A 26,069-nucleotide genomic window follows, 5' to 3' on the forward strand; every position below is an offset into this window, starting at 1 on the left:
TAAACGGCATCGCCGTGAAAACCCAACGTTAACGAAGAAGCTGCATATGGCACAACAAGTACAACTCACCGCAACGGTGGCCGAATCTCAACTCGGACAACGTTTAGATCAGGCTTTGGCCGAATTGTTCCCTGATTATTCAAGATCTCGCATAAAAGAGTGGATTTTGGAAGATCGGGTGCAGGTCGACGGCAAAACGATAAACAAACCGAAAGAGAAGGTGCTGGGAGGAGAGACGGTCGCCATTGATGCGCAGATTGAAGAAGAAGCGCGTTGGGAGCCGCAGAACATCCCGCTGGATATCGTCTATGAAGACGGGGATATTCTGGTGATCAACAAGCCGCGCGATCTGGTGGTGCACCCGGGGGCAGGCAACCCGGACGGCACGGTGCTTAACGCCTTGCTGTACCACTATCCCGAGATTGTTGACGTACCGCGCGCCGGCATTGTGCACCGTCTGGATAAAGACACCACCGGCCTGATGGTGGTCGCCAAAACCGTGCCGGCGCAGACGCGCCTGGTGGAAGCGCTGCAGGCGCGTGATATTACCCGCGAGTATGAAGCGGTGGCGATTGGCACCATGACCGCCGGCGGTACGGTGGAGGAGCCGATTGCGCGCCACTCCACCAAACGTACCCACATGGCGGTGCATCCGATGGGGAAACCGGCGGTAACCCATTACCGCATTATGGAGCACTTCCGCGCGCATACGCGGCTGCGGTTGCGGCTGGAAACCGGGCGTACGCACCAGATTCGCGTACATATGGCGCATATCAGCCACCCGCTGGTAGGCGATCCGCTGTACGGCGGCCGTCCGCGTCCGCCTAAAGGCGCATCGGACGCGTTTATCCATACCCTGCGCGGTTTTGACCGTCAGGCGCTGCATGCCACCATGCTGCGTTTGTATCATCCGATCAGCGGCATCCAGATGGAGTGGCATGCGCCGCTGCCGCAGGATATGGTCGACCTTATCGACGCGCTGAAAGCGGATACCGAAGAATTTAAAGACCAGATGGATTGGTGATGGAGACGTTGATTCTGCCCGACTGGCCGTTGCCGCAAGGCGTTCAGGCCTGCAGCACCACCCGCCGGGGCGGAGTCAGCCTGCCGCCTTATGATTCCCTGAATCTCGGCATGCACGTCGGCGACCGGCCACAGTCGGTACAGCAAAACCGGGAATGCCTGGTGAGCGTCGTCGGCCTGCCGCAGATGCCGCACTGGCTGGACCAGGTGCATGGTACGCGGGTGGTACGCCTTAACGGGCAGACGCCGGACGATCTGCAGGCCGATGCGGTGTATACCCGTGAGCCGGGGCAGGTGTGTGCGGTGATGACGGCGGATTGTCTGCCGGTGCTGTTTTGCTCCCGTCGCGGCGACGAAGTGGCCGCCGCCCATGCCGGCTGGCGCGGGTTGTGCCATGGCGTGCTGGAGCAGACGATCGCCGAGTTTTATGCCGAGCCGGGCGAGATCAGCGCCTGGCTGGGGCCGGCGATCGGCCCGCGGCAGTTTGAGGTCGGTGCTGAGGTGCGGACGGCGTTTATCGCTGCGGATGCGCTTGCCGAGCGGGCCTTTACCCCATTCGGGGAGAAATATCTTGCCGATATTTATCTGTTGGCGCGCCAGCGACTGCAACGCGCCGGCATCAACGCCGTTTACGGCGGTGACCGCTGTACCGTTAGCGAAAAGAGCGATTTCTTTTCCTATCGGCGCGATGGCATAACCGGACGTCTGGCAAGTTTAATCTGGCTGATATAACCTATTGAATTAGGACGATCCACTGACGCATAACGTAGTACCGATAATATAGTGTCGAAATAACCTTGAAAATTTGAGGAATGACCTCATTTAATCTCCAGTAGCAATTTTGACCATATTGGAGGTGTTATGCGTCTGGATCGTCTTACCAACAAATTCCAGCTGGCCCTCGCCGATGCCCAGTCTCTCGCCCTTGGGCACGACAATCAATTTATCGAACCGTTACATCTGATGAGCGCGCTGCTCAATCAGGAAGGGGGCTCGGTTCGTCCTTTATTAACGTCCGCCGGTATTGATGCCGGTCGCGTGCGTGTTGACATCGAACAGGCACTATCGCGCCTGCCGCAGGTTGAAGGTACCGGTGGTGACGTACAGCCGTCCCATGAACTGGTGCGTGTACTGAACCTGTGCGACAAACTGGCGCAGAAGCGCGCCGACAAATTTATCTCTTCCGAATTATTCGTTCTGGCGGTGCTGGAAGATCGCGGCACCCTGACCGAACTGCTGAAAGCCGCCGGCGCAACGGGCGACAAAATCAGCAAGGCAATTGACCAAATGCGGGGTGGTGACAGCGTGGAAGACCAAGGGGCTGAAGATCAGCGTCAGGCATTGAAAAAATACACTATTGACCTTACCGAACGCGCTGAACAGGGCAAGCTTGACCCGGTAATCGGCCGTGACGAGGAAATCCGCCGCACCATCCAGGTGCTGCAGCGCCGTACCAAAAACAACCCGGTGCTGATTGGTGAGCCAGGCGTGGGTAAAACCGCGATCGTCGAAGGGCTGGCGCAACGTATTGTGAACGGTGAAGTGCCGGAAGGTCTGAAGAACAAACGCGTGCTGTCGTTGGATATGGGCGCGCTGATTGCCGGCGCCAAATATCGCGGCGAGTTTGAAGAGCGCTTAAAAGGCGTACTGAACGATCTCGCCAAACAGGAAGGCAGCGTCATTCTGTTTATTGATGAACTGCACACCATGGTCGGGGCCGGTAAGGCCGACGGCGCGATGGACGCCGGTAATATGCTGAAGCCGGCGCTGGCGCGCGGTGAGCTCCACTGCGTTGGGGCCACGACGCTGGACGAATACCGTCAGTATATAGAGAAGGATGCGGCGCTCGAACGTCGTTTCCAGAAAGTCTTTGTGGCGGAACCGAGCGTGGAAGACACCATTGCGATCCTGCGTGGCTTGAAAGAGCGCTATGAACTGCACCACCACGTACAGATTACCGACCCAGCGATCGTGGCCGCGGCAACGTTGTCGCACCGCTATATTTCTGACCGCCAGTTGCCGGACAAGGCCATCGACCTGATCGATGAAGCCGCTTCCAGCATCCGTATGCAGATGGATTCCAAACCGGAATCGCTCGACCGTCTGGAGCGCCGCATTATCCAGCTGAAGCTGGAGCAGCAGGCGCTGAATAAAGAGTCGGACGACGCCAGTAAGAAACGGCTGGAAATGCTCAGCACCGAACTGGAACAGAAAGAGCGTGAATATTCTGAACTGGAAGAAGAGTGGAAAGCGGAAAAAGCCTCCCTCTCCGGCACGCAGAATATCAAGGCTGAGCTGGAGCAGGCGAAGATCTCGCTGGAACAGGCGCGTCGCGTCGGCGACCTGGGCCGGATGTCCGAACTGCAATACGGCAAGATCCCTGATTTGGAAAAACAGCTGGCGGCGGCAACGCAGGCTGAAGGCAAGACCATGAAGCTGCTGCGTAACCGCGTGACGGATGCGGAAATCGCCGAGGTGTTGGCCAAAGCGACCGGTATTCCGGTGGCGCGCATGCTGGAAGGCGAGCGCGATAAGCTGCTGCGTTTGGAGCAAGAGCTGCATTCACGGGTGATTGGTCAGGATGAAGCGGTCAGCGCGGTATCCAATGCGATTCGCCGCAGCCGTGCCGGCCTGTCTGACCCGAACCGGCCGATCGGTTCCTTCCTGTTCCTCGGCCCGACCGGGGTGGGTAAAACCGAACTGTGTAAAGCGTTGGCATCGTTCCTGTTCGACAGCGACGACGCGATGGTGCGTATCGATATGTCCGAGTTTATGGAGAAACACTCGGTCTCTCGGCTGGTGGGTGCGCCTCCGGGCTATGTTGGTTATGAAGAAGGGGGCTACCTGACGGAAGCCGTCCGCCGTCGTCCTTATTCCGTCATCCTGTTGGATGAAGTGGAAAAGGCGCACCCGGACGTGTTCAATATTCTGCTGCAGGTGCTGGATGATGGTCGCCTGACGGATGGTCAGGGGCGTACCGTCGACTTCCGTAATACCGTGGTGATCATGACCTCTAACCTGGGTTCTGATTTGATTCAGGAACACTTTGGCCAGATGAACTATGCGCAGATGAAAGAATCGGTGATGGAAATGGTGGGGCATCACTTCCGTCCTGAATTCATCAACCGTATAGATGAGGTTGTGGTATTCCACCCGCTGGGGCAAAAACACATAGCCGCTATCGCCAAGATTCAGTTGGATCGTCTGTATCAACGTCTGGAAGAGCGCGGTTACGAAGTCACCATCACCGAGCCGGCGTTGGAGCTGCTTGGCAAGACCGGTTACGACCCTGTCTATGGCGCACGTCCGTTGAAACGCGCTATCCAGCAGGAGATTGAGAATCCGCTGGCGCAGCAAATCCTTTCCGGTGAGCTGGTGCCCGGCAAACCGGTGACGCTGGACGTGGAAAACGACCATATTGTCGCCAAACAGTAAAGGGCGTGAGTGGTATCTATAAAGAGGAGCGGGTAACCGCTCCTTTTCTTTTTGGCGGTTTTGTCGGGGTTGTCACTGAAGAGGGGCAAAAAAGTCCCTTTTTTGCCTAATAAATATCCTAAAATGACAATATCGGGTGTTTTTTGTGCGGTTGGCATTTTTTTTGAAATTAGGGGTTGCGGCGTTCTGAGAACTCCCTATAATGCGCCTCCACTGACCGGGAACAACGACTGACAAGCTGCCGGGTTAGCGAGAAGAAAGCGAAATAAACGCTTGACTCTCCGGGCGAAAAGCGTAGTATACGCAGCCCGCGCCGATGAGAATTATCTCCGGCGATGCTCTTTAACAATTTATCAGACAATCTGTGTGGGCACTCACAAGACGATATCCAGCATCTTCGGATGCAAAAAAATATCAAGTCTTGAAGAGTGACTAACTGAAGTAAAATTCATGCAGTAAATCTTTGAGCAACAGCTATTAACTTAGCGAATCAAGCTTTTAATTGAAGAGTTTGATCATGGCTCAGATTGAACGCTGGCGGCAGGCCTAACACATGCAAGTCGAGCGGCAGCGGAAAGTAGCTTGCTACTTTGCCGGCGAGCGGCGGACGGGTGAGTAATGTCTGGGAAACTGCCCGATGGAGGGGGATAACCACTGGAAACGGTGGCTAATACCGCATAACGTCTTCGGACCAAAGTGGGGGACCTTCGGGCCTCACACCATCGGATGTGCCCAGATGGGATTAGCTAGTAGGTGGGGTAACGGCTCACCTAGGCGACGATCCCTAGCTGGTCTGAGAGGATGACCAGCCACACTGGAACTGAGACACGGTCCAGACTCCTACGGGAGGCAGCAGTGGGGAATATTGCACAATGGGCGCAAGCCTGATGCAGCCATGCCGCGTGTGTGAAGAAGGCCTTCGGGTTGTAAAGCACTTTCAGCGAGGAGGAAGGGTAGTGTCTTAATACGGCATTACATTGACGTTACTCGCAGAAGAAGCACCGGCTAACTCCGTGCCAGCAGCCGCGGTAATACGGAGGGTGCAAGCGTTAATCGGAATTACTGGGCGTAAAGCGCACGCAGGCGGTTTGTTAAGTCAGATGTGAAATCCCCGAGCTTAACTTGGGAACTGCATTTGAAACTGGCAGACTAGAGTCTCGTAGAGGGGGGTAGAATTCCAGGTGTAGCGGTGAAATGCGTAGAGATCTGGAGGAATACCGGTGGCGAAGGCGGCCCCCTGGACGAAGACTGACGCTCAGGTGCGAAAGCGTGGGGAGCAAACAGGATTAGATACCCTGGTAGTCCACGCCGTAAACGATGTCGATTTGGAGGCTGTGCCCTTGAGGCGTGGCTTCCGGAGCTAACGCGTTAAATCGACCGCCTGGGGAGTACGGCCGCAAGGTTAAAACTCAAATGAATTGACGGGGGCCCGCACAAGCGGTGGAGCATGTGGTTTAATTCGATGCAACGCGAAGAACCTTACCTACTCTTGACATCCAGAGAACTTAGCAGAGATGCTTTGGTGCCTTCGGGAACTCTGAGACAGGTGCTGCATGGCTGTCGTCAGCTCGTGTTGTGAAATGTTGGGTTAAGTCCCGCAACGAGCGCAACCCTTATCCTTTGTTGCCAGCGGTTCGGCCGGGAACTCAAAGGAGACTGCCAGTGATAAACTGGAGGAAGGTGGGGATGACGTCAAGTCATCATGGCCCTTACGAGTAGGGCTACACACGTGCTACAATGGCGTATACAAAGAGAAGCGAACCTGCGAAGGCAAGCGGACCTCATAAAGTACGTCGTAGTCCGGATTGGAGTCTGCAACTCGACTCCATGAAGTCGGAATCGCTAGTAATCGTAGATCAGAATGCTACGGTGAATACGTTCCCGGGCCTTGTACACACCGCCCGTCACACCATGGGAGTGGGTTGCAAAAGAAGTAGGTAGCTTAACCTTCGGGAGGGCGCTTACCACTTTGTGATTCATGACTGGGGTGAAGTCGTAACAAGGTAACCGTAGGGGAACCTGCGGTTGGATCACCTCCTTACCTAAAGATATCCTGACTGTGCAGTGTCCACACAGATTGTCTGATGAAAAGAACGAGCAAAGCGTCTGCGAAGCCGACATATATCGTGTCCCCTTCGTCTAGAGGCCTAGGACACCGCCCTTTCACGGCGGTAACAGGGGTTCGAATCCCCTAGGGGACGCCACTTGCTGATATCGGGTGAAAGACGGTATCAAACGATATCTCAAAACTGGCTTGCGAGTCATGTTTGAGATATTTGCTCTTTAACAATCTGGAACAAGCTGAAAATTGAAACATGGCAGCTGAAACTTGTCCCCCGTAGACGTTCGGGATGAGGAGTAACCTGTCATAGAGTCTCTCAAATGTAGCAACGCGACGATGTCGAAAGACACCTTCGGGTTGTGAGGTTAAGTGACTAAGCGTACACGGTGGATGCCTAGGCAGTCAGAGGCGATGAAGGGCGTGCTAATCTGCGAAAAGCGTCGGTAAGGTGATATGAACCGTTACAACCGACGATACCCGAATGGGGAAACCCAGTGTGTTTCGACACACTATCATGTCATGAATACATAGTGGCATGAGGCGAACCGGGGGAACTGAAACATCTAAGTACCCCGAGGAAAAGAAATCAACCGAGATTCCCCCAGTAGCGGCGAGCGAACGGGGAAGAGCCCAGAACCTGAATCGGCTTGTGTGTCAGTGGAAGCGTCTGGAAAGTCGCACAGTAAAGGGTGATAGTCCCGTACACGAAGATGCACAGGTCGTGAGTTCGATGAGTAGGGCGGGACACGTGTTATCCTGTCTGAATATGGGGGGACCATCCTCCAAGGCTAAATACTCCTGACTGACCGATAGTGAACCAGTACCGTGAGGGAAAGGCGAAAAGAACCCCGGCGAGGGGAGTGAAATAGAACCTGAAACCGTGTACGTACAAGCAGTGGGAGCACCTTCGTGGTGTGACTGCGTACCTTTTGTATAATGGGTCAGCGACTTATATTTTGTAGCAAGGTTAACCGAATAGGGGAGCCGTAGGGAAACCGAGTCTTAACTGGGCGTCTAGTTGCAAGGTATAGACCCGAAACCCGGTGATCTAGCCATGGGCAGGTTGAAGGTTGGGTAACACTAACTGGAGGACCGAACCGACTAATGTTGAAAAATTAGCGGATGACTTGTGGCTGGGGGTGAAAGGCCAATCAAACCGGGAGATAGCTGGTTCTCCCCGAAAGCTATTTAGGTAGCGCCTCGTGAACTCATCTTCGGGGGTAGAGCACTGTTTCGGCTAGGGGGCCATCCCGGCTTACCAAACCGATGCAAACTCCGAATACCGAAGAATGTTATCACGGGAGACACACGGCGGGTGCTAACGTCCGTCGTGAAGAGGGAAACAACCCAGACCGCCAGCTAAGGTCCCAAAGTCATGGTTAAGTGGGAAACGATGTGGGAAGGCACAGACAGCCAGGATGTTGGCTTAGAAGCAGCCATCATTTAAAGAAAGCGTAATAGCTCACTGGTCGAGTCGGCCTGCGCGGAAGATGTAACGGGGCTAAACCATGCACCGAAGCTGCGGCAGCGACACTTAGGTGTTGTTGGGTAGGGGAGCGTTCTGTAAGCCGTTGAAGGTGTGCTGCGAGGCATGCTGGAGGTATCAGAAGTGCGAATGCTGACATAAGTAACGATAATGCGGGTGAAAAACCCGCACGCCGGAAGACCAAGGGTTCCTGTCCAACGTTAATCGGGGCAGGGTGAGTCGACCCCTAAGGCGAGGCTGAAAAGCGTAGTCGATGGGAAACAGGTTAATATTCCTGTACTTGGTGTTACTGCGAAGGGGGGACGGAGAAGGCTAGGCTAGCCGAGCGACGGTTGTCTCGGTTTAAGCGTGTAGGGGGAGTGACCTGGTAAATCCGGTTGCTTGTCAACCCTGAGGCGTGATGACGATGCACTACGGTGCAGAAGTAGTTGATGCCAAGCTTCCAGGAAAAGCCTCTAAGCTCCAGGTAACACGAAATCGTACCCCAAACCGACACAGGTGGTCAGGTAGAGAATACCCAGGCGCTTGAGAGAACTCGGGTGAAGGAACTAGGCAAAATGGTGCCGTAACTTCGGGAGAAGGCACGCTGGCGCGTAGGTGAAGTCCCTTGCGGATGGAGCTGAAGCCAGTCGCAGATACCAGCTGGCTGCAACTGTTTAATAAAAACACAGCACTGTGCAAACACGAAAGTGGACGTATACGGTGTGACGCCTGCCCGGTGCCGGAAGGTTAATTGATGGGGTTATGGGTAACCAGAAGCTCTTGATCGAAGCCCCGGTAAACGGCGGCCGTAACTATAACGGTCCTAAGGTAGCGAAATTCCTTGTCGGGTAAGTTCCGACCTGCACGAATGGCGTAATGATGGCCAGGCTGTCTCCACCCGAGACTCAGTGAAATTGAACTCGCTGTGAAGATGCAGTGTACCCGCGGCAAGACGGAAAGACCCCGTGAACCTTTACTATAGCTTGACACTGAACATTGAGCCTTGATGTGTAGGATAGGTGGGAGGCTTTGAAGTGTGGACGCCAGTCTGCATGGAGCCAACCTTGAAATACCACCCTTTAATGTTTGATGTTCTAACTCGGCCCCCTAATCGGGGGTGAGGACAGTGTCTGGTGGGTAGTTTGACTGGGGCGGTCTCCTCCCAAAGAGTAACGGAGGAGCACGAAGGTTAGCTAATCACGGTCGGACATCGTGAGGTTAGTGCAAAGGCATAAGCTAGCTTGACTGCGAGAGTGACGGCTCGAGCAGGTGCGAAAGCAGGTCTTAGTGATCCGGTGGTTCTGAATGGAAGGGCCATCGCTCAACGGATAAAAGGTACTCCGGGGATAACAGGCTGATACCGCCCAAGAGTTCATATCGACGGCGGTGTTTGGCACCTCGATGTCGGCTCATCACATCCTGGGGCTGAAGTAGGTCCCAAGGGTATGGCTGTTCGCCATTTAAAGTGGTACGCGAGCTGGGTTTAGAACGTCGTGAGACAGTTCGGTCCCTATCTGCCGTGGGCGTTGGAAGATTGAGAGGGGTTGCTCCTAGTACGAGAGGACCGGAGTGAACGCACCACTGGTGTTCGGGTTGTCATGCCAATGGCATTGCCCGGTAGCTAAGTGCGGAAAAGATAAGCGCTGAAAGCATCTAAGCGCGAAACTTGCCTCAAGATGAGTCTTCCCTGGGCCTTTAAGGCCCCTGAAGGAACGTTTAAGACTAAGACGTTGATAGGCTGGGTGTGTAAGTGCAGCGATGCATTGAGCTAACCAGTACTAATGAACCGTGAGGCTTAACCTTACAACACCGAAGGTGTTTTAGAGACGCGATTTGATTTTCAGTGAAGTTCCGAGATTGGATTGACTGGCGGCGTGGAAACGTTGCGGGTTGATTGAAACAGAATTTGCCTGGCGGCAATAGCGCGGTGGTCCCACCTGACCCCATGCCGAACTCAGAAGTGAAACGCCGTAGCGCCGATGGTAGTGTGGGGTCTCCCCATGCGAGAGTAGGACACTGCCAGGCATCAAATAAACGTTATCAGAGTGACGTCTGATAATTGCAAGGCTCAGAAGAAGCCTTGCTGCTTTGAAAAAAGCAACGTAACAGAATCGGTGGAGCGGTAGTTCAGTTGGTTAGAATACCTGCCTGTCACGCAGGGGGTCGCGGGTTCGAGCCCCGTCCGTTCCGCCACTTTATTGATAAGCCCTGAGTCTCTGACTCAGGGCTTTTTCATGTGCAAAAATCACACCTAATAAAACTCTTAGTACCTTACCCTGGAAAGAATGCTGCGGTTATCAGCCTATTTTATTCCTGTCTCGTTCGGCTTTAATGCGTTAGCACAATGCGACACTGGCAGGTTGATATATAGTTAACTGACTAATAAATAAAATTTATTTTCACTAAAATAAATGCAGGCTATAAAATCAGACTTTTAGCCATGTTATCCGGGGGTAAATATCATAAATTTATGCACGATATATTCTGGTGACAAGCGGGTCGCATGAAGATACTCAATTGGTGGGCGTTGGCCGACGGGCGTGAAACTGCAGATAGCTGGCGTCAGTGGGCCAGACAGCCACATGGCGAGATAACCACGCAGACTTTGCCTCCTTGCCCACATATTCCCATGATGTCTTTACGACGCATGAGCGCAGGCACACGCTTGGCCGTCGAATGTGGTCTGACATTGTTGGAGCAGCAGGCTGTGGATATGGCCATCTTTACCAGCCGCCACGGCGAGCTGGAGCGCACCCATAAGATCCTGCAGCACCTGAACCAGCAACAACCGCTGTCGCCGACCGATTTTGCCATGTCGGTGCATAATACCGCCGCAGGCTGGTTAACCATCATTGCTAAAAATACCTTACCCACTACCTCTCTGGCCGCTGGCGAAGACAGTTTTCAACAGGGAATACTGGAAGCGCAGGGGATATTGGCCAGCGGCGCGGCGGAACGGGTTTTGTTGGTGGATTTTGACGGTGCGCTGCCTGAGGACTACCAGCCTTTTGTCACGTTAACCGCTCGCCCCTATGCGCTGGCGCTGCTGTTGGCGGCGGGGGAGTCATTACAATGCGTGCCGGTCGCCAGGCAAGCGGCCGCTGAGTCTTTACCACAAAGTTTATCCTTCCTGCGCCACTGGTTAAGCGGGCAAACAGAGTTTATCGTGCCGGGTCCGCGACACGATTGGCGCTGGACGTATGATGGCTAGGAAAGCTAACCCCACGCCACCCTCATCGTGGCTGAACCGCAGCTGGCGCGTGGTTGCGACCGGCGGATTATTCGCCCTGTTTGGCGTCGGCGGCCTGCTGCTCTCCTGCGTTTGGTTCAATCTGCTGCGCCTGCTGGTGCGTGATTCGGCCCGGCGTCATCAGCTAACTCAGGATTCTATCCGCCACAGCTTTCGCGTTTTTCTGGCCGCCTGCCGTTTTTTCGGCGTACTCGATTATGCTTTCGAGCATGAAGAACGTCTGCAAGAGGATGCCGGCTGTCTGGTGATCGCCAATCATCCCAGCCTATTGGACTATGTGCTACTGGCTTCGCGCATGCCGCGCTGCGACTGCATCGTTAAACAGGCGCTTTTGCGCAATGTATTCGTGCGCGGCGTGATTAAGGCGGCCGGTTATCTGGCGAATGCCGAATCTGAGCGTTTACTGGAGCAGTGCCGGCAACGTCTGGCCAGCGGCGGCACGATTCTCATCTTCCCGGAGGGGACGCGCACCACGCCGGGAACCATGCTGACGCTGCAGCGCGGTGCGGCGAATATCGCGATTCGCAGCCAATGTCCCATCCGACTGGTGCAGATCCACTGCGAGCCGCCAATGCTGACGAAACAGGGCAAATGGTATAATATCCCGGCGACAAAACCGCAGTTTCGCGTAACTGTTCTGGATAAGATCGATACGCGCACTTTTATGCGCGAGGACGATGTTTCTCCTGCCCGCGCAGCAAGACGTTTAACCCAGCATTTAACTGACGCCTTACAGTCAGATTCTATAAATAATGAGAAATAGTGGAATGCATTTATTGAGCACCGAAATCAAGCAATTGATTATTGATTCGCTCAATCTTGAAGGCATGACGCCGGATGAGATTGACACACAGGCGCCTTTGTTCGGCGAAGGATTAGGACTGGATTCCATTGATGCGTTGGAATTGGGGCTGGCGTTGAAAAACCGCTATGGCGTTGTGCTGTCGGCCGAAAGCGACGATATGCGTCAGCATTTTTATTCTGTGGAAACGTTGGCCGCGTTTGTTTCCGCACAGCGTAGCAAATAAGGGGTTTTCATGGATAAGCAGCAGATTTTTGTAGAGGTTCAGACGCTGATGGCGAAGCTGTTTGAGCTTGATGCCCAGGATATTACGCCGCAGTCCGGCCTGTATGACGAGCTGGATCTGGACAGCATCGACGCCGTAGACCTGGTGGTGCATCTGCAAAAGATCACCGGTGAGAAGATCAAACCGGAAATGTTCAAATCGGTGCGTACGGTACAAGACGTGGTCGATGCTATCGATCAATTGCTTAACCCTGGAAACTGATACAGGTGGCGCACGGTGAGACGCTGGCTGGCGCATAGTCGAACGCTGTTACAGGCGTTGACCTGGCTGCTGCTGGTGCTGTATCCGTTTGCGGTATGGTTTGGCGTCAGCCGCTGGGGGACGCACCTGCTGGCGCCATTGCTGGCTTTACTCTTCACCCTGCGCCTGCTGTCGCTGCGCGGCGGATGGCGTCAGCATGGCGGTCTGGCGAAAATGTTGGCTCTGGTGGGCATCGTGCTGGCCGTGAGCAGTTGGTTGCTGGGGCAATCCCACTGGCTGCTGTACTACCCGGTGTTGGTCAGCCTGCTGTTGCTGGCGTTATTCGCTTATTCCTTGTGGTTTCCCCCGACGGTGGTCGAGCGGTTGGCGCGTCTGCGCGAACCGGCGCTGTCTGCCGCGGGCGTGGCTTATACGCGCCGGGTCACCCAGGTTTGGTGCGGGTTCTTTATTGTCAACGCCTCAATAGCATTAATCACCTGCCAACTGGGGGATATCAAGCTATGGACGTTATACAACGGCGGGATCAGTTACCTGCTGATGGGCGCCCTGATGGGGGGAGAATGGATCGCGAGACAAAGGGTAAAACGCCGCTGACCTTGCCGATGAGCCGCTGGTTGGCGCAGGAGCGAGCGCCTGATACCGTGGTCGCCTGGCGCGGTGAGCTGCGGATAACGCTGGCTCAGCTGCGTCGCGATGTCGCCGGTCTGTATCGCGAGCTTAACGCGCATAGGGAAAAGCGTTGGGCGCTCTGCTTCGATGACTGCTACCGTTTTACGGTCGCGTTGTTAGCGTCGCTGTACTGCGGCAAAGTGCCGATTATCTTCGGCCATCAGCGAGAAGCCATTTTGCAAGAGCAGCGCGCGGATTTTGATGCGTTGTTGAGTGATTTGCCGCTGATGCTTGGCGTACCGAGGCTGACGGTCGAAGAAGGCGCCGCAGGCAGCGCCGCGTTGCCGGACTGGCCGGATGCCGCCAGCCTGGTTCTCTATACCTCCGGTTCGACGGGGGAGCCGCAGAAGGTACATAAGCCGGTTGCGGCGCTGGATGAAGAATGCGCGCTACTGGCGGCCCGCTGGTTGCCGCAGTTTCAGGGGCGCTGGATCGCGGCCTCCGTTTCTCATCAGCATTTATATGGCCTGAGCTTCCGGCTTTTTATGCCGATGGCCTGCGGCGTGCCGTTCGATGCGCAACTTACGGAATATCATGAACAACTGATTGCCAAACGTCAGGTGGGGCAACTGCTGTTTATCAGCAGCCCGGCCTGGCTAACACGGCTGGACGCTGCGTTAAGCCCGCTGGATTGCGCGCTGGTGTTCTCCGCCGGCGGCCCGTTGCCGTTCGCAGAGGCGCAGCGCGCGCAGCATCTGCTGGGGACGTTACCGCTGGAGATTTATGGTGCGACGGAAACCGGCATTATCGGCTGGCGGCAGCAGCATCAGCCAGAGACGGCGTGGCGCCTGTTTGACGGCGTCACCCTGCAGGTTGATGCGCAGGGGCTGCCGCAGATTGACTCACCGCTGCTGGATGCGCCGCTGTCGCTGAATGATATTTTGCAACCGGCGGCGGATACGCGTTATTTTCACCTGCAGGGGCGCAGCGACCGCATTATTAAAATCGAAGAAAAGCGCCTGTCGCTGACTGAAGTGGAACGACGCTTGCGGGCGCTGCCGGCCGTCAGCGATGCGGCGGTATTGCCGTTACGGCGTAAAGGGCGCATCAGCCTGGGGGCGGTGATTGTCCTGTCGGCACAGGGCCGCGCCGAACGGCAGACGCTGTCGGAAGGTCTGTTCACCCGGCGTTTACATCAGGCGTTGCGCCCGTGGCTGGAGCCGGTGGCGCTGCCGCGCAGCTGGCGGATTGTCACGGCGATCCCGCGCAATCCGCAGGGGAAACGCGCCTACGCTGAATTACAGGAACTCTTTTTATGATGCATCCCGAGGTGCTGCAACAGCAGACAACGGATACGACCCACGCCACGGTGACGATGCGGCTGCCCGCAGAGCTGTCGTGGTTTCGCGGTCATTTCCCCCGGCACCCTATCTTGCCCGGCGTGGCGCAGGTTAACTGGGCGATGCAGTTCGCCGCCGCGCTGTTGCCGATTGACGGTGATTTCTGCGGTATGGAAGTGCTGAAGTTTCAGCGGCCGATTCTGCCGCTGGAGACGGTGACGCTGTTGCTGGAGTGGCAGCCGGCCCGGCAGAAACTGCTGTTCAGCTATCGCGTCGGTGAGGTTATCGCCAGCAGCGGGAAGATTGCACTATGCCGCTAAATCGTGAGTTTCTGCCCTGCCTGATCGTCCCCTGTTTTAATCACGGCGCGATGATGGCCGGTGTCCTGGAGCAACTGGCGGCCTATCAACTGCCGTGCCTGGTGATTGACGACGGCAGCGATGCCGAGACGGCGACGGAATTACAGCGTCTGGCGGCGCAGTGGCCGTGGATGACGCTGCAGCGGCTGGAACAAAACCGCGGTAAAGGCGGCGCGGTAAGCGCCGGCCTGCAACTGGCACAGCAGCGTGGCTTCAGCCATGCGCTGCAGCTGGACGCCGACGGCCAGCATCAATTAAGCGATATTCCAGCCATGCTGGATGAGGCCCGCCGTTATCCGCATACGCTGATCTCCGGCCGCCCGGTATACGATGAATCGGTACCGAAGGCGCGACTGTATGGCCGCTATATCACCCACTTTTGGGTATGGCTGGAAACGCTCTCCTTTTCTCTGCAGGACAGCATGTGCGGCTTTCGCGTCTATCCGCTGGCAGAAACGCTGGCGTTGCTGAACAGCCGCCGGCTGGGGCAGCGCATGGATTTCGATACCGAAGTGATGGTGCGCCTGTATTGGCGCGGCGTACCCAGCCGCTTTTTACCGACCCGCGTGATCTATCCGGCGGGCGGCATTTCCCACTTCGACGCGCTGCGTGACAACCTGCGTATTTCCTGGATGCATACCCGGTTGTTTATCGGCATGCTGCCGCGCATTCCGCGTTTATTACGCCAGCGCCGGCGGCAGGCGGAACCGCAGCACTGGTCGGCGGCGCGTGAGCGCCAGGGGCTGTGGGGCATTCGCCTGATGCTCAGGGTGTACAAGCTGTTCGGCCGCCGGGCGTTTCAGCTGCTGCTGTATCCGGTGGCCGGCTATTTCTGGCTGACCGGACGCGCGCAGCGCCGGGCATCGCGCGATTATTTACAGCGCCTGCGGCGTTTTGCGCAGCAGCGTCAACAGCCGTTACCGCAGCCGCTGAACAGCTTTCGCCACTTTATGCGTTTTGGCGATGCCATGCTGGATAAGCTGGCCAGCTGGCAGGGCGATCTGCAGGGAATCCGGCTGATGGATCGCCAGCGTTGTCGGCAGCAGATCGACTCGGGCAAAGGCACGCTGATTCTGGCATCGCACCTTGGCGATATCGAATCGTGCCGCGCGTTGGGCGAATTGGGCGATGCGGTCAAGGTCAATGCGCTGGTGTTTACCGAACACGCCGAACGCTTTAACCAGGTGATGCAAGAGGTAAATCCGCGCGCCAACCTGAACCTGATCCAGGTTTCCTCACTGGGACCGGAAACGGCCATGCGGCTGATGGATAAGCTGAACGCCGGCGAATGGGTGGCCATCGTCGGCGACCGCACCTCCGCCGGACAGTACCAGCGCGGCGAACAGCCGCGCGTAGTCTGGAGCGACTTTCTCGGCCAGGCGGCGCCTTTTCCCCAGGGGCCGTTCGTGCTGGCCGCGGCGCTGCGCTGCCCGGTCTTTCTGATGTTCGGCCTTAAACAGCAGGGCGAGCTGCGGGTCTACTTTGAACCCTTCGCCGACCCGCTGCCTCTGCCGCGCGGCGATCGGCAGCGGGCGCTGCAGCAGGCGGTGGATCGCTATGCGGCTCGGCTGGAGCACTATTGCCTGCAGGCGCCGCTCGACTGGTTTAATTTTTTCGATTTCTGGCACTTGGCGGCCACGCCGCCTGCACGACAGGAGCCTGAGGTATGAATCTGCAAGACGATCCGCGTTTTTCCGTACGGGTGGAGATGACCGTGCCGTTCCACGACGTTGATGCGATGGGCGTAGTCTGGCACGGCAACTATTTTCGCTACTTTGAAGTGGCGCGCGAAGCGCTGCTGAAACAGTTCGACTATGGCTATCGGCAGATGCAGGCTTCCGGCTATATCTGGCCGATCGTGGATACGCGGGTGAAATATATCGCGCCGCTGCGTTTTGAACAGCGGGTGATTGTCTGCGCGATGCTGCAGGAGTATGAGAATCGCCTGCGTATCGGCTATCAGATCCTGGATGCGGAAAGCGGCCAGCGTACTACCAGCGGTTACACCATTCAGGTGGCGGTGGAGGCGAGCAGCCAGGAGATGTGCTTTGCTGCGCCGCAGGTGCTGTTGGACAAACTGGAGGGTAAGCGATGAAAAAGTGGCTCTTGCTGACGCTGTGCCTGTTTGCCGTGGGGGCGCAGGCCGTCACGCTGCCGCAGCTGCAACAGCGCTTCAGCCAGCAGGCGGTGCTGCGCGCCGAATTTGAGCAACAGCGCAGCATCAGCGGCATGGCCAAGCCGCTGCACTCAGGCGGCGAGTTGCTGATCTCCCAGCAGAAAGGGCTGTGGTGGGCGCAGCAGCGCCCCTTCCCGCTGACGCTGTTGCTGGATGACAAGCGCATGGTGCAAACCGTGGGCGGGCAGGCGCCGCAGGTGATAACGGCGGAAAATAACCCGCAGATGTTTCAGTTCAACCATCTGCTGAGCGCGCTGTTTCATGCGGACGGTCAGGCGTTGGAGCAAAACTTTACCCTGCAGTTCAGCGATCGGGGTGATGAAAACTGGCGCCTGGTGCTGACGCCGAAAACCACGCCGCTGGACAAGCTGTTTACCCGCATCACGCTCAACGGCGCCCAATTCCTGAACACCATCGATATCGATGATAAACAAAACGACGCCACCCATATTCGCTTCTTTAATCAGCGTACCGTGCCGGCGACGCTGACCGCCGAGGAGCTGCAACGTTTTGCGCCCTAATATTCACCGCCGCCTGGCTTATGGCTGGCTGGTGGTTTGCCTGTCGCTGATCGCGGCGCTGTGCGTACTGGCGCCGCGCAGCCAGATTAACAGCAGCGTGCTGGCGCTGTTGCCGCACGCCTCGCCGTCCCAGGTGCCGAAGGCGCTAGCGGACGGTTTCAGCCAGCGTTTGGATCGCCAGCTGATGTGGCTGGTCAGCCCGGCGCCGGGGCAGGATGACGCCGCGGTGACCTGGTGGTATCAGCAGTTGCAGGCGCAGCCGGCGCTGCAGCAGGTCGCCGGCCCGCTGGATGCCGGGCGTCAGCAGCAGTGGGGGCAGTTCTTTTATCAGCACCGCAACGCGTTGCTGGATGACGCCACCCGCCAGCGCTTGCAGCAGGGCGCGGAGGCGCAAAGCCAATGGATCCTCGGCCAGCTCTATTCGGCGTTCGCCGGGGTCAGCGGCAAGGAACTGACGCACGATCCGCTGCTGTTGGTGCGGGGCGCGCAGCTGGCGCAGCAGCAAAACGGCGGCGCGCTGCGTCTGCAGGACGGCTGGCTGACGGCGCAGGATCGGCAGGGGCGCAGCTGGTACCTGCTGCATGGCGAATTACGCGCTTCTTCTTACGATATGCGCAGCGCGCGGCAGATGGTAGAGACGTTGAACGGACTACAACAGCAGCTGCAGCAGCGTTTTCCGGGCAGTGAGGTGTTAAAGCGCGGCGCGCTGTATTACAGCGATTATGCCAGCCAGCAGGCTGAGCACGATATTTCCACCATCGGACTGGCCTCTGTAGCCGGCGTATTTCTGCTGGTGCTGCTGATGTTCCGCTCGCCGCTGCCGTTGCTGCTGTGTGCGCTGTCGATCGGCGTCGGCGCGCTGGCGGGAACGGTCGCCACCTTGCTGGCGTTCGGCGAAGTTCATCTGATGACGCTGGTGCTGAGCATCAGCATCGTCGGCATTTCTGCCGACTATACGCTGTATTTCCTCAGTGAGCGCATGGTGCATGGCCGGCAGTCGACGCCGTTGCAGAGCCTGCGTAAGCTGCTGCCGGCGCTGTCGATGGCGCTGCTGACGACGGTGGTGGCCTATCTGGCGCTGTTAATCGCCCCGTTCCCGGGCTTACAGCAATTGGCGGTGTTCGCCGCCGTGGGACTGAGCGCGGCGTGCATGACGGTGATCTGCTGGTACCCGCAGCTGTCACGGCGTCTGCCGGTGCGCAGCGCGCCGGGGCTGACGCTGATAATGCGCTGGCTGCGGGCCTGGCGTCGGCCGCTGCTGCGTTTTGGTCTGCCCGGAGCGATCGCCGTGGTGGTGGTCGTGGGCATCAGTCAACTGCGTGTTGACGATGATATTGGTCAGCTGCAGTCGCTGCCCGCCGGGCTGCAGCAGCAAGAACGGCAGATCGCCGCCTTGACCGGGCAGCATAACGATCAGAAATGGCTGGTGATATACGGGCAGAATGCGCAGCAGACGCTGCAGCGGCTGGAAATGTTGCGGCCTAAACTGCAGCAGGCGCAGCGGCAGGGGCTGCTGGGTGATTATCGCCTGCTGCCGCTGCCTTCTCTGCGTCAGCAGCATGCAGACGCGGCGCTGCTGGCGCACGTGGCCCCGCAGGTGACGGCGCAGCTGCAGCAGGCCGGCGTCGCGGTCGTTCAGCCCGATCTGCAGGCGCGCTGGGTGAAGCCGGAGCAATGGTTAACCAGCGTGGTCAGCGAAGGGTGGCGGCTATTATGGCTGTCGCTGCCGGACGGTCGCAGCGCGGCGCTGGTTCCCGTCAGCGGCGTGCAGGACAGCGCCGCGATGCTGAAGCTGGCGCAGCAGGTGCCGGGCGGCGGCTGGATCGACCGCAAAACGGAGTTCAGCGAACTGTTTGGCCACTACCGGCTGTATCTGTCCTACCTGCTGATGCTCTCGGTGGCGGCGATTGCGGCTATCTATCTGTGGCGCTTCGGCATCCGCCACGCGCTGCGCTGCATGGTGCCGACCCTGCTGTCGCTGGGCGGCGGCATTGCGGCGCTGGCGCTGAGCGGCCATACGCTGAATCTGTTTTCGCTGCTGGCGCTGGTGCTGGTGCTGGGGATTGGTATCAACTACACGCTGTTTTTCACCAATCCGCGCGGGACGCCGACCACCTCGATGTTTGCCATTTTTATGGCGGTGTTCACCACGCAGCTGACCTTCGGCATGCTGGTATTCAGCCATACGCAGGCGATCGCCAGTTTTGGCATCGTCCTGAGCGGCGGCATTGCGGTGGCGTTTTTGCTGGCGCCGCTGACCCTGAGAAAAACGTTAAGAGGTAATGTCTGATGCGCGGCCTATTGCTCCCGATCGTGCTGCTTGGCGCGTTGCTGACCGGCTGTGCCGGTTCATCTTCCGCGCCCGATGCGCCCAGCGCCTGGCTGAAGCCCGGCACACGGGTTGCCCTGCCGCCGCCGACGTTGGCGCAGCCGTTCAGCCAACAGCAGTTGCTGAACGCGCAGGTAAAAGGACAACGGCACACGATGATGGTGCTGTTGAACGCCGACGGTCAGCGTCTGACGCTGGTGGGCATGTCGCCGCTGGGTATTCGTCTGTTTAATCTGGTTTATGATGAACAGGGTATCCGCAGTCAGCAGTTTATCAAGCTGGGTGAGCTGCCGCCGGCCGCCCAGGTGCTGGCGGATATTATGCTGAGCTACTGGCCGCAGGCGCAGTGGCAGGCTCAACTGCCGACGGGCTGGCGGCTGGAGGATCGCGGCGATCGCCGTCGTCTGTATGACGATCGCGGAGCGCTGATCAGTGAGATCCGCTACCAGACGAGTGCGCGCCGCCAGCCGGTATCCATCAGTCAGTCGGCGTTCCACTACCGGATCGCCATTGAGAATCTGGATGAATAAGCGATGATTTATTTCTCCGCATTGGGCATGGTCAGCGCCCTGGGCACAACTCTGGCGCAAACCGCGCATAATCTGCGTTCGGGTCATGCGCCGGGCATGCAGCCGCAAACCCAGTGGCTGCTGGGCGATGAGCTGTCATGGTATGGCGCGGTGGAAGACAGCTTGCCGGCGGTGCCGGCGACGTTGCGCCGTCATGATTCGCGCAATAACCGCCTGCTGCTGGCGGCGTTGGCGCAGATTGCGCCGCAGGTTGAGGACGCGATAGCGCGCTACGGCGCGGATCGCGTGGCGGTGATCCTCGGCACCAGCACCTCGGGGATCCACGAAGGAGAGCTGGGGCTGCAGTATTACCAGCAGCACGGCGTCTGGCCGCCGGGCTATGATTATGCCCAGCAAGAGCTGGGCGATCCGGCTCAGTTTCTTGGCGCGCTGCTTGGCGTACAGGGGCCGGCGTATACGCTGTCGACCGCCTGTTCTTCCAGCACGCGGGCGATCATCAGCGGTAAACGGCTGATCGACGCCGGGCTGGTGGATGCGGCGATTGTCGGCGGCGCCGATAGCCTGTGCCGGATGGCGATTAATGGTTTCCGCAGCCTGGAGTCGCTGTCGGCAACGCGCTGTACGCCGTTTGCCCAAGGGCGCAGCGGCATCAATATCGGCGAAGGCGCGGCGCTGATCCTTCTGAGCTCAGAGCCGGCGCCGGTGGCGCTGCTGGGCGTGGGCGAATCGTCCGACGCCTGGCATATGTCGGCGCCGCATCCGCAGGGGCTGGGGGCGGAACGGGCGATGGCGATGGCGCTACAGAGCGCCGGGCTGCAGCCGCAGGATATTGGCTACATCAACCTGCACGGCACCGCGACCCGCTTGAATGACGCGATGGAAGCGCAGGTGGTGCAGCGTATCTTTGGCTCCGCCACGCCGTGCAGTTCGACCAAACATCTGACCGGCCATACGCTGGGCGCCGCCGGCGCGGTGGAGGCCGGGCTGAGCTGGCTGCTGCTGACGGAAGATCTGCCGCTGCCAGCGCAGGATTTCAGCCAGGCACCGCGCGATGACGAGCTGGCGGCGATCGATCTGCTGACCGCGCCGCAGGCGCTGACGCGGCGGACGATTTTATCGAATTCATTTGCTTTTGGCGGCAATAATGCCTGCCTGCTGTTAGGAGCGCTGCCATGAGTGGTTATCAGGCTGCTGAATACTATTTGCCGCATGCGGCGCCGATGGTGCTGTTGGAGCGGGTCATCAGCGTGGATAAAGAGGGCGCCTGCTGCGCGGTCAGCGTCTGCGATCGCGGCGTGCTGGCGCCATTTCTCGACGCACAGGGCGCACTGCCCGCCTGGTATGCGGTCGAACTGATGGCGCAAACCATCGGCGTCTGGAGCGGCTGGCACGGGCGCCAGTCCGGCCGGCCGCCGGCGCTGGGCATGCTGTTGGGCGGCCGCGCCATTCACTGCGAGCAGCCGGCGTTTGCCGCTGGCAGTGAGCTGGTGGTCAGCGCCCGGCTGCTGTTTCAGGATGAGAAGCTGGCCTGTTTCGAATGCGCGCTGACGCTGAATGGGCGGCAGGTTGCACACGGCAGACTTAATACCTACCAGCCCGACCAACAGGAAATTACTCAACTCACCAATCCAGGGGGCAACGCATGACGCGTTCCGTTTTAGTTACCGGCGCCAGCAAAGGAATCGGGCAGGCGATCGCCTGCCGTCTGGCGGCCGATGGTTTTTATGTGGTGGTGCACTATCACCGCGACAGGGCCGGCGCAGAACAGACGCTGCAGCACATTACGGCGGCCGGCGGTCAGGGGCGGCTGATTCAGTTTGACATCAGCGACCGCGTCCAGTGCCGCGAGCGGCTGGAGCAGGACATCGAGCGCCACGGCGCCTACTACGGCGTGGTGAATAACGCCGGTATCACCCGTGACGGCGCGTTTCCGGCGCTGAGCGACGGGGACTGGGACGGCGTGATCCACACCAATCTCGACAGTTTTTATAACGTGCTGCATCCGTGCGTGATGCCGATGATCGGTCTGCGTAAAGGCGGGCGGATTATCGCACTGTCGTCGGTGTCCGGCGTGATGGGCAACCGCGGGCAGGTCAACTACAGCGCCGCCAAGGCGGGGGTGATCGGCGCCTGCAAGGCGCTGGCGATTGAACTGGCGAAGCGCAAAATCACCGTTAACTGCATTGCTCCCGGGCTGATTGATACCGGCATGATTGATATGGAGCCACTGGCGCGGGATGAGGCGATGCGCGCCATTCCGTTAAAACGGATGGGCACGGCGGAGGAGGTTGCCGGGCTGGCCAGCTACCTGATGTCGGATATTGCCGGCTATGTGACGCGGCAGGTGATTTCCATTAACGGAGGCATGGTATGACGCAGCGGGTGGTGATCACCGGCATGGCGGGCATCACCGCCTTCGGCAACGACTGGCAGCAGATTGACGCGCGTCTGCGGCAGGGGAAAAGCGCGGTGCGCTATATGGCTCAGTGGGAAGCGTATCGGGGGCTGAATGCGCGGTTGGGCGCGCCGGTAGAGGACTTTACCTTGCCGGAGCACTACACGCGTAAACGCATTCGTTCCATGGGGCGGGTGTCGCTGCTGGCGACCCGCGCCACCGAGCTGGCGCTCGGACAGGCGGGCCTGCTGGAGGACGCGGTGCTGACCAGCGGCGCGACCGGCATCGCCTACGGTTCGTCGAGCGGCAGCACCGACTCGGTGAGCGAGTTCGCCACCATGCTGACCGAAAAGCACACCCACAATATTACCGGCACCACCTATGTGCGGATGATGCCGCACACCGCCGCGGTCAACACCGGCCTGTTTTTCGGCCTGCGCGGCCGGGTGATCCCGACCTCCAGCGCCTGCACCTCCGGCAGCCAGGCGATTGGCTATGCCTATGAGAGTATCCGCCACGGTTACCAAACGGTGATGGTGGCGGGGGGCGCGGAGGAGCTGTGCCCGTCAGAGGCGGCGGTGTTCGATACCCTGTTCGCCACCAGCCAGCAGAATCAGCGGCCGGATTTGACGCCGCGACCGTTTGACCGTCAGCGCGACGGGCTGGTGATCGGCGAAGGCGCGGCGACGCTGATCCTCGAATCGCTGGAACATGCGCAGGCGCGCGGCGCGACGATTTACGGCGAGATTGTCGGCTTTGCCACCAACTGCGACGCCGCACATATTACTCAGCCGCAGCGTGAAACCATGCAGATCTGCATTCAGCAGGCGCTGGATGCCGCCGGTCTGACGGCCGCGGATATCGGTTATATCAGCGCGCACGGCACGGCTACCGATCGGGGCGATATTGCCGAGAGTCTGGCGACCGCGGCGATCTACGGCAACCGTACGCCAATTTCGTCGATGAAAAGTTATTTCGGCCATACGCTGGGCGCCTGCGGTGCGCTGGAAGCCTGGCTGGCGCTGGAGATGATGCGCGACGGTCGGTTTGCACCGACGATTAACCTGAGCGAGCCGGACAGCGCCTGCGGCGATCTGGACTACATCATGGGGGATTACCGCGCCATTGAGACCGAATTTGTTCAGTCGAACAATTTCGCCTTCGGCGGCATTAACACCTCGCTGGTTCTGCGCCGCTGGCCGTAGCCATATCCGAGCGGAACCGCCGCTCATCATGACGCAGGCGCCGTAAGGCGCCTGTTTTATGGCTGAACCGGGCCGAGACGTGCGCTGATAAAATCGATAAAGCTGCGCAGCCGGTTACTGACCGCGCTGTCGCTGTAGTACACCGCATTTATCGGCATGGCGAGCGGCAGCGTCTGCTCGGTCAGGATCGGCACCAGATCGCCGCGCTTCACGTCTTCACCAATCATAAAGTCGGACAGGCAGGCGATGCCGTTGCCATACAGGCACAGATGGCGATGGGTTTCACCGCTGTTGCTGGTCAGCCCCGGTTCGATCTCCAGTTGACGGCCGTCGGCGCAGGAGAGCGGCCAGCGGTTGAGCGCCACCAGATCGTTAAAGCCGATGCAGCAGTGCTGATGCAGATCCTCCACGGTGGTCGGCGTGCCGTATTTTTCCAGATAGGCCGGCGAGGCCAGCACCTGACGGTAGCTGTTCATCAGTTTGCGCGCCTTCAGGCTGGAGTCGGTGAGTTCCCCCACGCGAATGGCGATATCCACCTTGCGTTCGATCAGATTGATAAAGGTTTCCGACGAGACCAGCGACAGCGACATGTCGGGATACAGCGTGCGGAACTCGGCCACCAGCGGCGTCAGGACATGCAGCACCACCGGCGTGGCGGCATCGACGCGCAGCAGCCCCTGCGGCCGCTGGCGGCTCTCCATCAGCGTATTTTCCGCCGCCGCCATCTCTGTCAGCACCTTCTGCACCTGGCGGAAATAGCTTTCTCCTTCCTGCGTCAGACTGATTTGCCGGGTGGTGCGGTTGAGCAGGGTCACCCCCAGCTTGTTTTCCAGTTTTTTTACCGTGCGGCTCACCACGGAGTTGGCCTGGCCCAGGCGCTCCGCCGCGCGGCTGAAACTGCCGTTTTCCACCACCGTGACAAAGGTGATCAGTTCATCCGAATTCGCTTTCATTGTTGCTCCGCTAGCAAGGCTGACTTAAAACTTTGAGCATTTTTATCAGTTAAGCATAAAGGGGATAACGGGCGTCATCAATCTGAACCGGCGTGGCGGGAACTGAATGCGGCAGCAAATAAGCGACTATCTTTACAGACGGGGGACGCCTTTATGATTGAAAACCCGCAGCGTCGCCCCTATAACATTTAAGGTTATGCAGCGGAAAGCCTAACAAGCGGGCAGGAGCGGCGTATAATCAATTCATTGTTGGCGGGAATAATTACCGCCCTTTCATCCAACGGGAAATAGGCGAATAGCGTGCCGAAACGAACTTACGCCATGCGGTATGTCGCAGGCCAGCCAGTAGAACGCATTTTCCCTGGCACCCACAATGCCCCGTTGCCGCCGGGCGCCGCGTTGCCTACCGGCGGCGCGCTGCGGGTGATGGTCTGGAATATCTTCAAGCAGCAGCGCGCCGACTGGCTGTCGGTGCTGAAAAGCTTTGGCAAAGACGCGCAGCTGGTACTGTTACAGGAGGCGCAAACCACGCCGGAGCTGGTGCAGTTCGCCACGTCGAACTATCTGGCGGCCGATCAGGTGCCGGCTTTTTCCCTGCCGCAACATCCCTCCGGCGTGATGACGCTGGCGGCGGCGCACCCGGTGTATTGTTGCCCGCTGCGTGAAAAAGAGCCGCTGCTGCGTCTGGCGAAATCGGCGCTGATTACCGTCTATCCGTTATTTAACGATGAATTGCTGATGGTGGTGAACATCCATGCGGTGAACTTCAGCCTGGGCGTGGACGTTTACAGTAAACAGCTGGGGCCGATTGGCGAACAGATTGCCAGCCATCAGGGGCCGGTGATTATGGCGGGGGATTTTAACGCCTGGAGCCGCAGGCGCATCAATGCGCTGTATCAGTTTGCCAGCGATATGGCGCTGCGCGAGGTGAACTTTACTGACGATCATCGGCGCAAAGCCTTTGGCCGTCCGCTGGATTTTGTGTTCTACCGTGATTTGGGCGTGGCGGAGGCGTCGGTGTTGGTGACGCGCGCTTCGGATCATAATCCGCTGCTGGTGGAGTTTCAGCCGGCGCGTTAGCCTGATTGCAGGCAATAAAAAAGCACCTCGAAAGGTGCTTTTTTA

At 58.4% G+C, this 26,069-nt stretch carries 21 protein-coding genes, 2 tRNA genes and 3 rRNA genes; 25 read left to right on the forward strand and 1 reads right to left on the reverse strand.

The features are described from left to right. Nucleotides 1-46: 46 nt before the first annotated feature. From rluD to CLM71_RS04250, 24 genes are all read left to right on the forward strand, one after another. Nucleotides 47-1,024, forward strand: a complete 978-nt coding sequence (rluD, locus tag CLM71_RS04135; RefSeq protein ID WP_105229878.1) for a 23S rRNA pseudouridine(1911/1915/1917) synthase RluD — start codon at nucleotides 47-49, stop codon at nucleotides 1,022-1,024. Beyond that, nucleotides 1,024-1,755: a purine nucleoside phosphorylase YfiH gene (yfiH, locus tag CLM71_RS04140; RefSeq protein ID WP_105229879.1), complete on the forward strand. Its 732-nt coding sequence runs from the start codon at nucleotides 1,024-1,026 to the stop codon at nucleotides 1,753-1,755. Before rluD ends, yfiH begins: the two co-directional genes overlap by 1 nt. Nucleotides 1,756-1,884: 129 nt before the next feature. Further along, entirely contained in the window at nucleotides 1,885-4,458 is a 2,574-nt protein-coding gene (gene clpB / locus CLM71_RS04145) for an ATP-dependent chaperone ClpB (protein WP_105229880.1), read from the forward strand. A 499-nt stretch (nucleotides 4,459-4,957) separates the two neighbouring features. Further along, nucleotides 4,958-6,499 (forward strand): 16S ribosomal RNA (locus CLM71_RS04150). Nucleotides 6,500-6,586: 87 nt separating this feature from the next. Beyond that, a tRNA-Glu gene (locus CLM71_RS04155) sits at nucleotides 6,587-6,662 on the forward strand. Nucleotides 6,663-6,883: 221 nt separating this feature from the next. Next, a 23S ribosomal RNA gene (locus tag CLM71_RS04160) occupies nucleotides 6,884-9,791 on the forward strand. A gap of 106 nt (nucleotides 9,792-9,897) precedes the next feature. After that, nucleotides 9,898-10,013 (forward strand): 5S ribosomal RNA (rrf, locus tag CLM71_RS04165). The 16S, 23S and 5S rRNA genes sit together here with 2 tRNA genes alongside, the layout of an rRNA operon. 91 nt (nucleotides 10,014-10,104) lie before the next feature. Beyond that, nucleotides 10,105-10,181, forward strand: a tRNA-Asp gene (locus CLM71_RS04170). 310 nt (nucleotides 10,182-10,491) lie between these two features. Further along, nucleotides 10,492-11,199: a beta-ketoacyl synthase chain length factor gene (locus tag CLM71_RS04175; RefSeq protein WP_105229881.1), complete on the forward strand. Its 708-nt coding sequence runs from the start codon at nucleotides 10,492-10,494 to the stop codon at nucleotides 11,197-11,199. Then, the gene (locus CLM71_RS04180) at nucleotides 11,192-12,001 is read left to right on the forward strand and encodes a 1-acyl-sn-glycerol-3-phosphate acyltransferase (RefSeq protein ID WP_105233217.1); all 810 of its coding nucleotides are present in this window, start codon (nucleotides 11,192-11,194) and stop codon (nucleotides 11,999-12,001) included. The genes CLM71_RS04175 and CLM71_RS04180 overlap by 8 nt, the downstream gene beginning before the upstream one ends. 4 nt (nucleotides 12,002-12,005) lie before the next feature. Then, nucleotides 12,006-12,266 (forward strand): phosphopantetheine-binding protein, encoded by a 261-nt coding sequence (locus CLM71_RS04185; protein ID WP_105229882.1) that lies wholly within the window; start codon nucleotides 12,006-12,008, stop codon nucleotides 12,264-12,266. Between the two features lie 9 nt (nucleotides 12,267-12,275). Further along, nucleotides 12,276-12,527 (forward strand): acyl carrier protein, encoded by a 252-nt coding sequence (locus CLM71_RS04190; RefSeq protein ID WP_105229883.1) that lies wholly within the window; start codon nucleotides 12,276-12,278, stop codon nucleotides 12,525-12,527. Nucleotides 12,528-12,542: 15 nt separating this feature from the next. Beyond that, complete coding sequence (locus CLM71_RS04195) at nucleotides 12,543-13,121, forward strand: hypothetical protein (RefSeq protein ID WP_105229884.1); 579 nt, start codon at nucleotides 12,543-12,545, stop codon at nucleotides 13,119-13,121. Beyond that, nucleotides 13,088-14,455, forward strand: coding sequence for an AMP-binding protein (locus CLM71_RS04200; protein WP_105229885.1), 1,368 nt, complete (start codon nucleotides 13,088-13,090; stop codon nucleotides 14,453-14,455). Before CLM71_RS04195 ends, CLM71_RS04200 begins: the two co-directional genes overlap by 34 nt. After that, nucleotides 14,452-14,796, forward strand: a complete 345-nt coding sequence (locus CLM71_RS04205) for a 3-hydroxyacyl-ACP dehydratase FabZ family protein (protein ID WP_105229886.1) — start codon at nucleotides 14,452-14,454, stop codon at nucleotides 14,794-14,796. Before CLM71_RS04200 ends, CLM71_RS04205 begins: the two co-directional genes overlap by 4 nt. Further along, the gene (locus CLM71_RS04210) at nucleotides 14,787-16,505 is read left to right on the forward strand and encodes a glycosyltransferase (protein ID WP_105229887.1); all 1,719 of its coding nucleotides are present in this window, start codon (nucleotides 14,787-14,789) and stop codon (nucleotides 16,503-16,505) included. Before CLM71_RS04205 ends, CLM71_RS04210 begins: the two co-directional genes overlap by 10 nt. Next, nucleotides 16,502-16,930: a thioesterase family protein gene (locus CLM71_RS04215; RefSeq protein WP_105229888.1), complete on the forward strand. Its 429-nt coding sequence runs from the start codon at nucleotides 16,502-16,504 to the stop codon at nucleotides 16,928-16,930. The genes CLM71_RS04210 and CLM71_RS04215 overlap by 4 nt, the downstream gene beginning before the upstream one ends. Then, nucleotides 16,927-17,532, forward strand: a complete 606-nt coding sequence (locus CLM71_RS04220) for an outer membrane lipoprotein carrier protein LolA (protein WP_105229889.1) — start codon at nucleotides 16,927-16,929, stop codon at nucleotides 17,530-17,532. The genes CLM71_RS04215 and CLM71_RS04220 overlap by 4 nt, the downstream gene beginning before the upstream one ends. Continuing rightward, complete coding sequence (locus CLM71_RS04225) at nucleotides 17,522-19,822, forward strand: MMPL family transporter (protein ID WP_105229890.1); 2,301 nt, start codon at nucleotides 17,522-17,524, stop codon at nucleotides 19,820-19,822. Before CLM71_RS04220 ends, CLM71_RS04225 begins: the two co-directional genes overlap by 11 nt. Further along, nucleotides 19,822-20,391, forward strand: a complete 570-nt coding sequence (locus CLM71_RS04230; protein WP_105229891.1) for a DUF3261 domain-containing protein — start codon at nucleotides 19,822-19,824, stop codon at nucleotides 20,389-20,391. Before CLM71_RS04225 ends, CLM71_RS04230 begins: the two co-directional genes overlap by 1 nt. 3 nt (nucleotides 20,392-20,394) lie before the next feature. Next, nucleotides 20,395-21,567, forward strand: coding sequence for a beta-ketoacyl-[acyl-carrier-protein] synthase family protein (locus CLM71_RS04235; RefSeq protein ID WP_105229892.1), 1,173 nt, complete (start codon nucleotides 20,395-20,397; stop codon nucleotides 21,565-21,567). Continuing rightward, nucleotides 21,564-22,037 (forward strand): 3-hydroxy-fatty acyl-ACP dehydratase, encoded by a 474-nt coding sequence (locus tag CLM71_RS04240; RefSeq protein WP_105229893.1) that lies wholly within the window; start codon nucleotides 21,564-21,566, stop codon nucleotides 22,035-22,037. Before CLM71_RS04235 ends, CLM71_RS04240 begins: the two co-directional genes overlap by 4 nt. Continuing rightward, complete coding sequence (locus CLM71_RS04245) at nucleotides 22,034-22,765, forward strand: 3-ketoacyl-ACP reductase FabG2 (RefSeq protein WP_105229894.1); 732 nt, start codon at nucleotides 22,034-22,036, stop codon at nucleotides 22,763-22,765. The genes CLM71_RS04240 and CLM71_RS04245 overlap by 4 nt, the downstream gene beginning before the upstream one ends. Continuing rightward, nucleotides 22,762-23,991, forward strand: coding sequence for a beta-ketoacyl-ACP synthase (locus CLM71_RS04250; protein WP_105229895.1), 1,230 nt, complete (start codon nucleotides 22,762-22,764; stop codon nucleotides 23,989-23,991). The genes CLM71_RS04245 and CLM71_RS04250 overlap by 4 nt, the downstream gene beginning before the upstream one ends. A gap of 56 nt (nucleotides 23,992-24,047) precedes the next feature. Here CLM71_RS04250 and yafC read toward each other — a convergent pair whose 3' ends face one another. Beyond that, entirely contained in the window at nucleotides 24,048-24,944 is an 897-nt protein-coding gene (gene yafC, locus CLM71_RS04255) for a DNA-binding transcriptional regulator YafC (RefSeq protein ID WP_105229896.1), read from the reverse strand. 300 nt (nucleotides 24,945-25,244) lie between these two features. Between yafC and CLM71_RS04260 the strand changes: the two genes are divergently transcribed. Next, complete coding sequence (locus tag CLM71_RS04260; protein ID WP_105229897.1) at nucleotides 25,245-26,024, forward strand: endonuclease/exonuclease/phosphatase family protein; 780 nt, start codon at nucleotides 25,245-25,247, stop codon at nucleotides 26,022-26,024. The last annotated feature ends 45 nt before the right edge of the window (nucleotides 26,025-26,069 follow it).

Source organism: Serratia sp. MYb239, assembly GCF_002966855.1.
GTDB classification, from domain to species: domain Bacteria; phylum Pseudomonadota; class Gammaproteobacteria; order Enterobacterales; family Enterobacteriaceae; genus Serratia_B; species Serratia_B rhizosphaerae.

Bases quoted from the DNA above. Each gene is read 5' to 3' on its own strand.
- CLM71_RS04235 (WP_105229892.1), top strand. From the start codon at position 20,395: ATGATTTATTTCTCCGCATTGGGCATGGTCAGCGCCCTGGGCACAACT.
- CLM71_RS04245 (WP_105229894.1), top strand. From the start codon at position 22,034: ATGACGCGTTCCGTTTTAGTTACCGGCGCCAGCAAAGGAATCGGGCAG.
- clpB (WP_105229880.1), top strand. From the start codon at position 1,885: ATGCGTCTGGATCGTCTTACCAACAAATTCCAGCTGGCCCTCGCCGAT.
- yfiH (WP_105229879.1), top strand. From the start codon at position 1,024: ATGGAGACGTTGATTCTGCCCGACTGGCCGTTGCCGCAAGGCGTTCAG.
- CLM71_RS04190 (WP_105229883.1), top strand. From the start codon at position 12,276: ATGGATAAGCAGCAGATTTTTGTAGAGGTTCAGACGCTGATGGCGAAG.
- CLM71_RS04185 (WP_105229882.1), top strand. From the start codon at position 12,006: ATGCATTTATTGAGCACCGAAATCAAGCAATTGATTATTGATTCGCTC.
- CLM71_RS04230 (WP_105229891.1), top strand. From the start codon at position 19,822: ATGCGCGGCCTATTGCTCCCGATCGTGCTGCTTGGCGCGTTGCTGACC.
- CLM71_RS04240 (WP_105229893.1), top strand. From the start codon at position 21,564: ATGAGTGGTTATCAGGCTGCTGAATACTATTTGCCGCATGCGGCGCCG.
- CLM71_RS04210 (WP_105229887.1), top strand. From the start codon at position 14,787: ATGCCGCTAAATCGTGAGTTTCTGCCCTGCCTGATCGTCCCCTGTTTT.
- yafC (WP_105229896.1), bottom strand. From the start codon at position 24,944: ATGAAAGCGAATTCGGATGAACTGATCACCTTTGTCACGGTGGTGGAA.
- rluD (WP_105229878.1), top strand. From the start codon at position 47: ATGGCACAACAAGTACAACTCACCGCAACGGTGGCCGAATCTCAACTC.
- CLM71_RS04175 (WP_105229881.1), top strand. From the start codon at position 10,492: ATGAAGATACTCAATTGGTGGGCGTTGGCCGACGGGCGTGAAACTGCA.
- CLM71_RS04250 (WP_105229895.1), top strand. From the start codon at position 22,762: ATGACGCAGCGGGTGGTGATCACCGGCATGGCGGGCATCACCGCCTTC.
- CLM71_RS04200 (WP_105229885.1), top strand. From the start codon at position 13,088: ATGGATCGCGAGACAAAGGGTAAAACGCCGCTGACCTTGCCGATGAGC.
- CLM71_RS04220 (WP_105229889.1), top strand. From the start codon at position 16,927: ATGAAAAAGTGGCTCTTGCTGACGCTGTGCCTGTTTGCCGTGGGGGCG.
- CLM71_RS04215 (WP_105229888.1), top strand. From the start codon at position 16,502: ATGAATCTGCAAGACGATCCGCGTTTTTCCGTACGGGTGGAGATGACC.
- CLM71_RS04205 (WP_105229886.1), top strand. From the start codon at position 14,452: ATGATGCATCCCGAGGTGCTGCAACAGCAGACAACGGATACGACCCAC.
- CLM71_RS04180 (WP_105233217.1), top strand. From the start codon at position 11,192: ATGGCTAGGAAAGCTAACCCCACGCCACCCTCATCGTGGCTGAACCGC.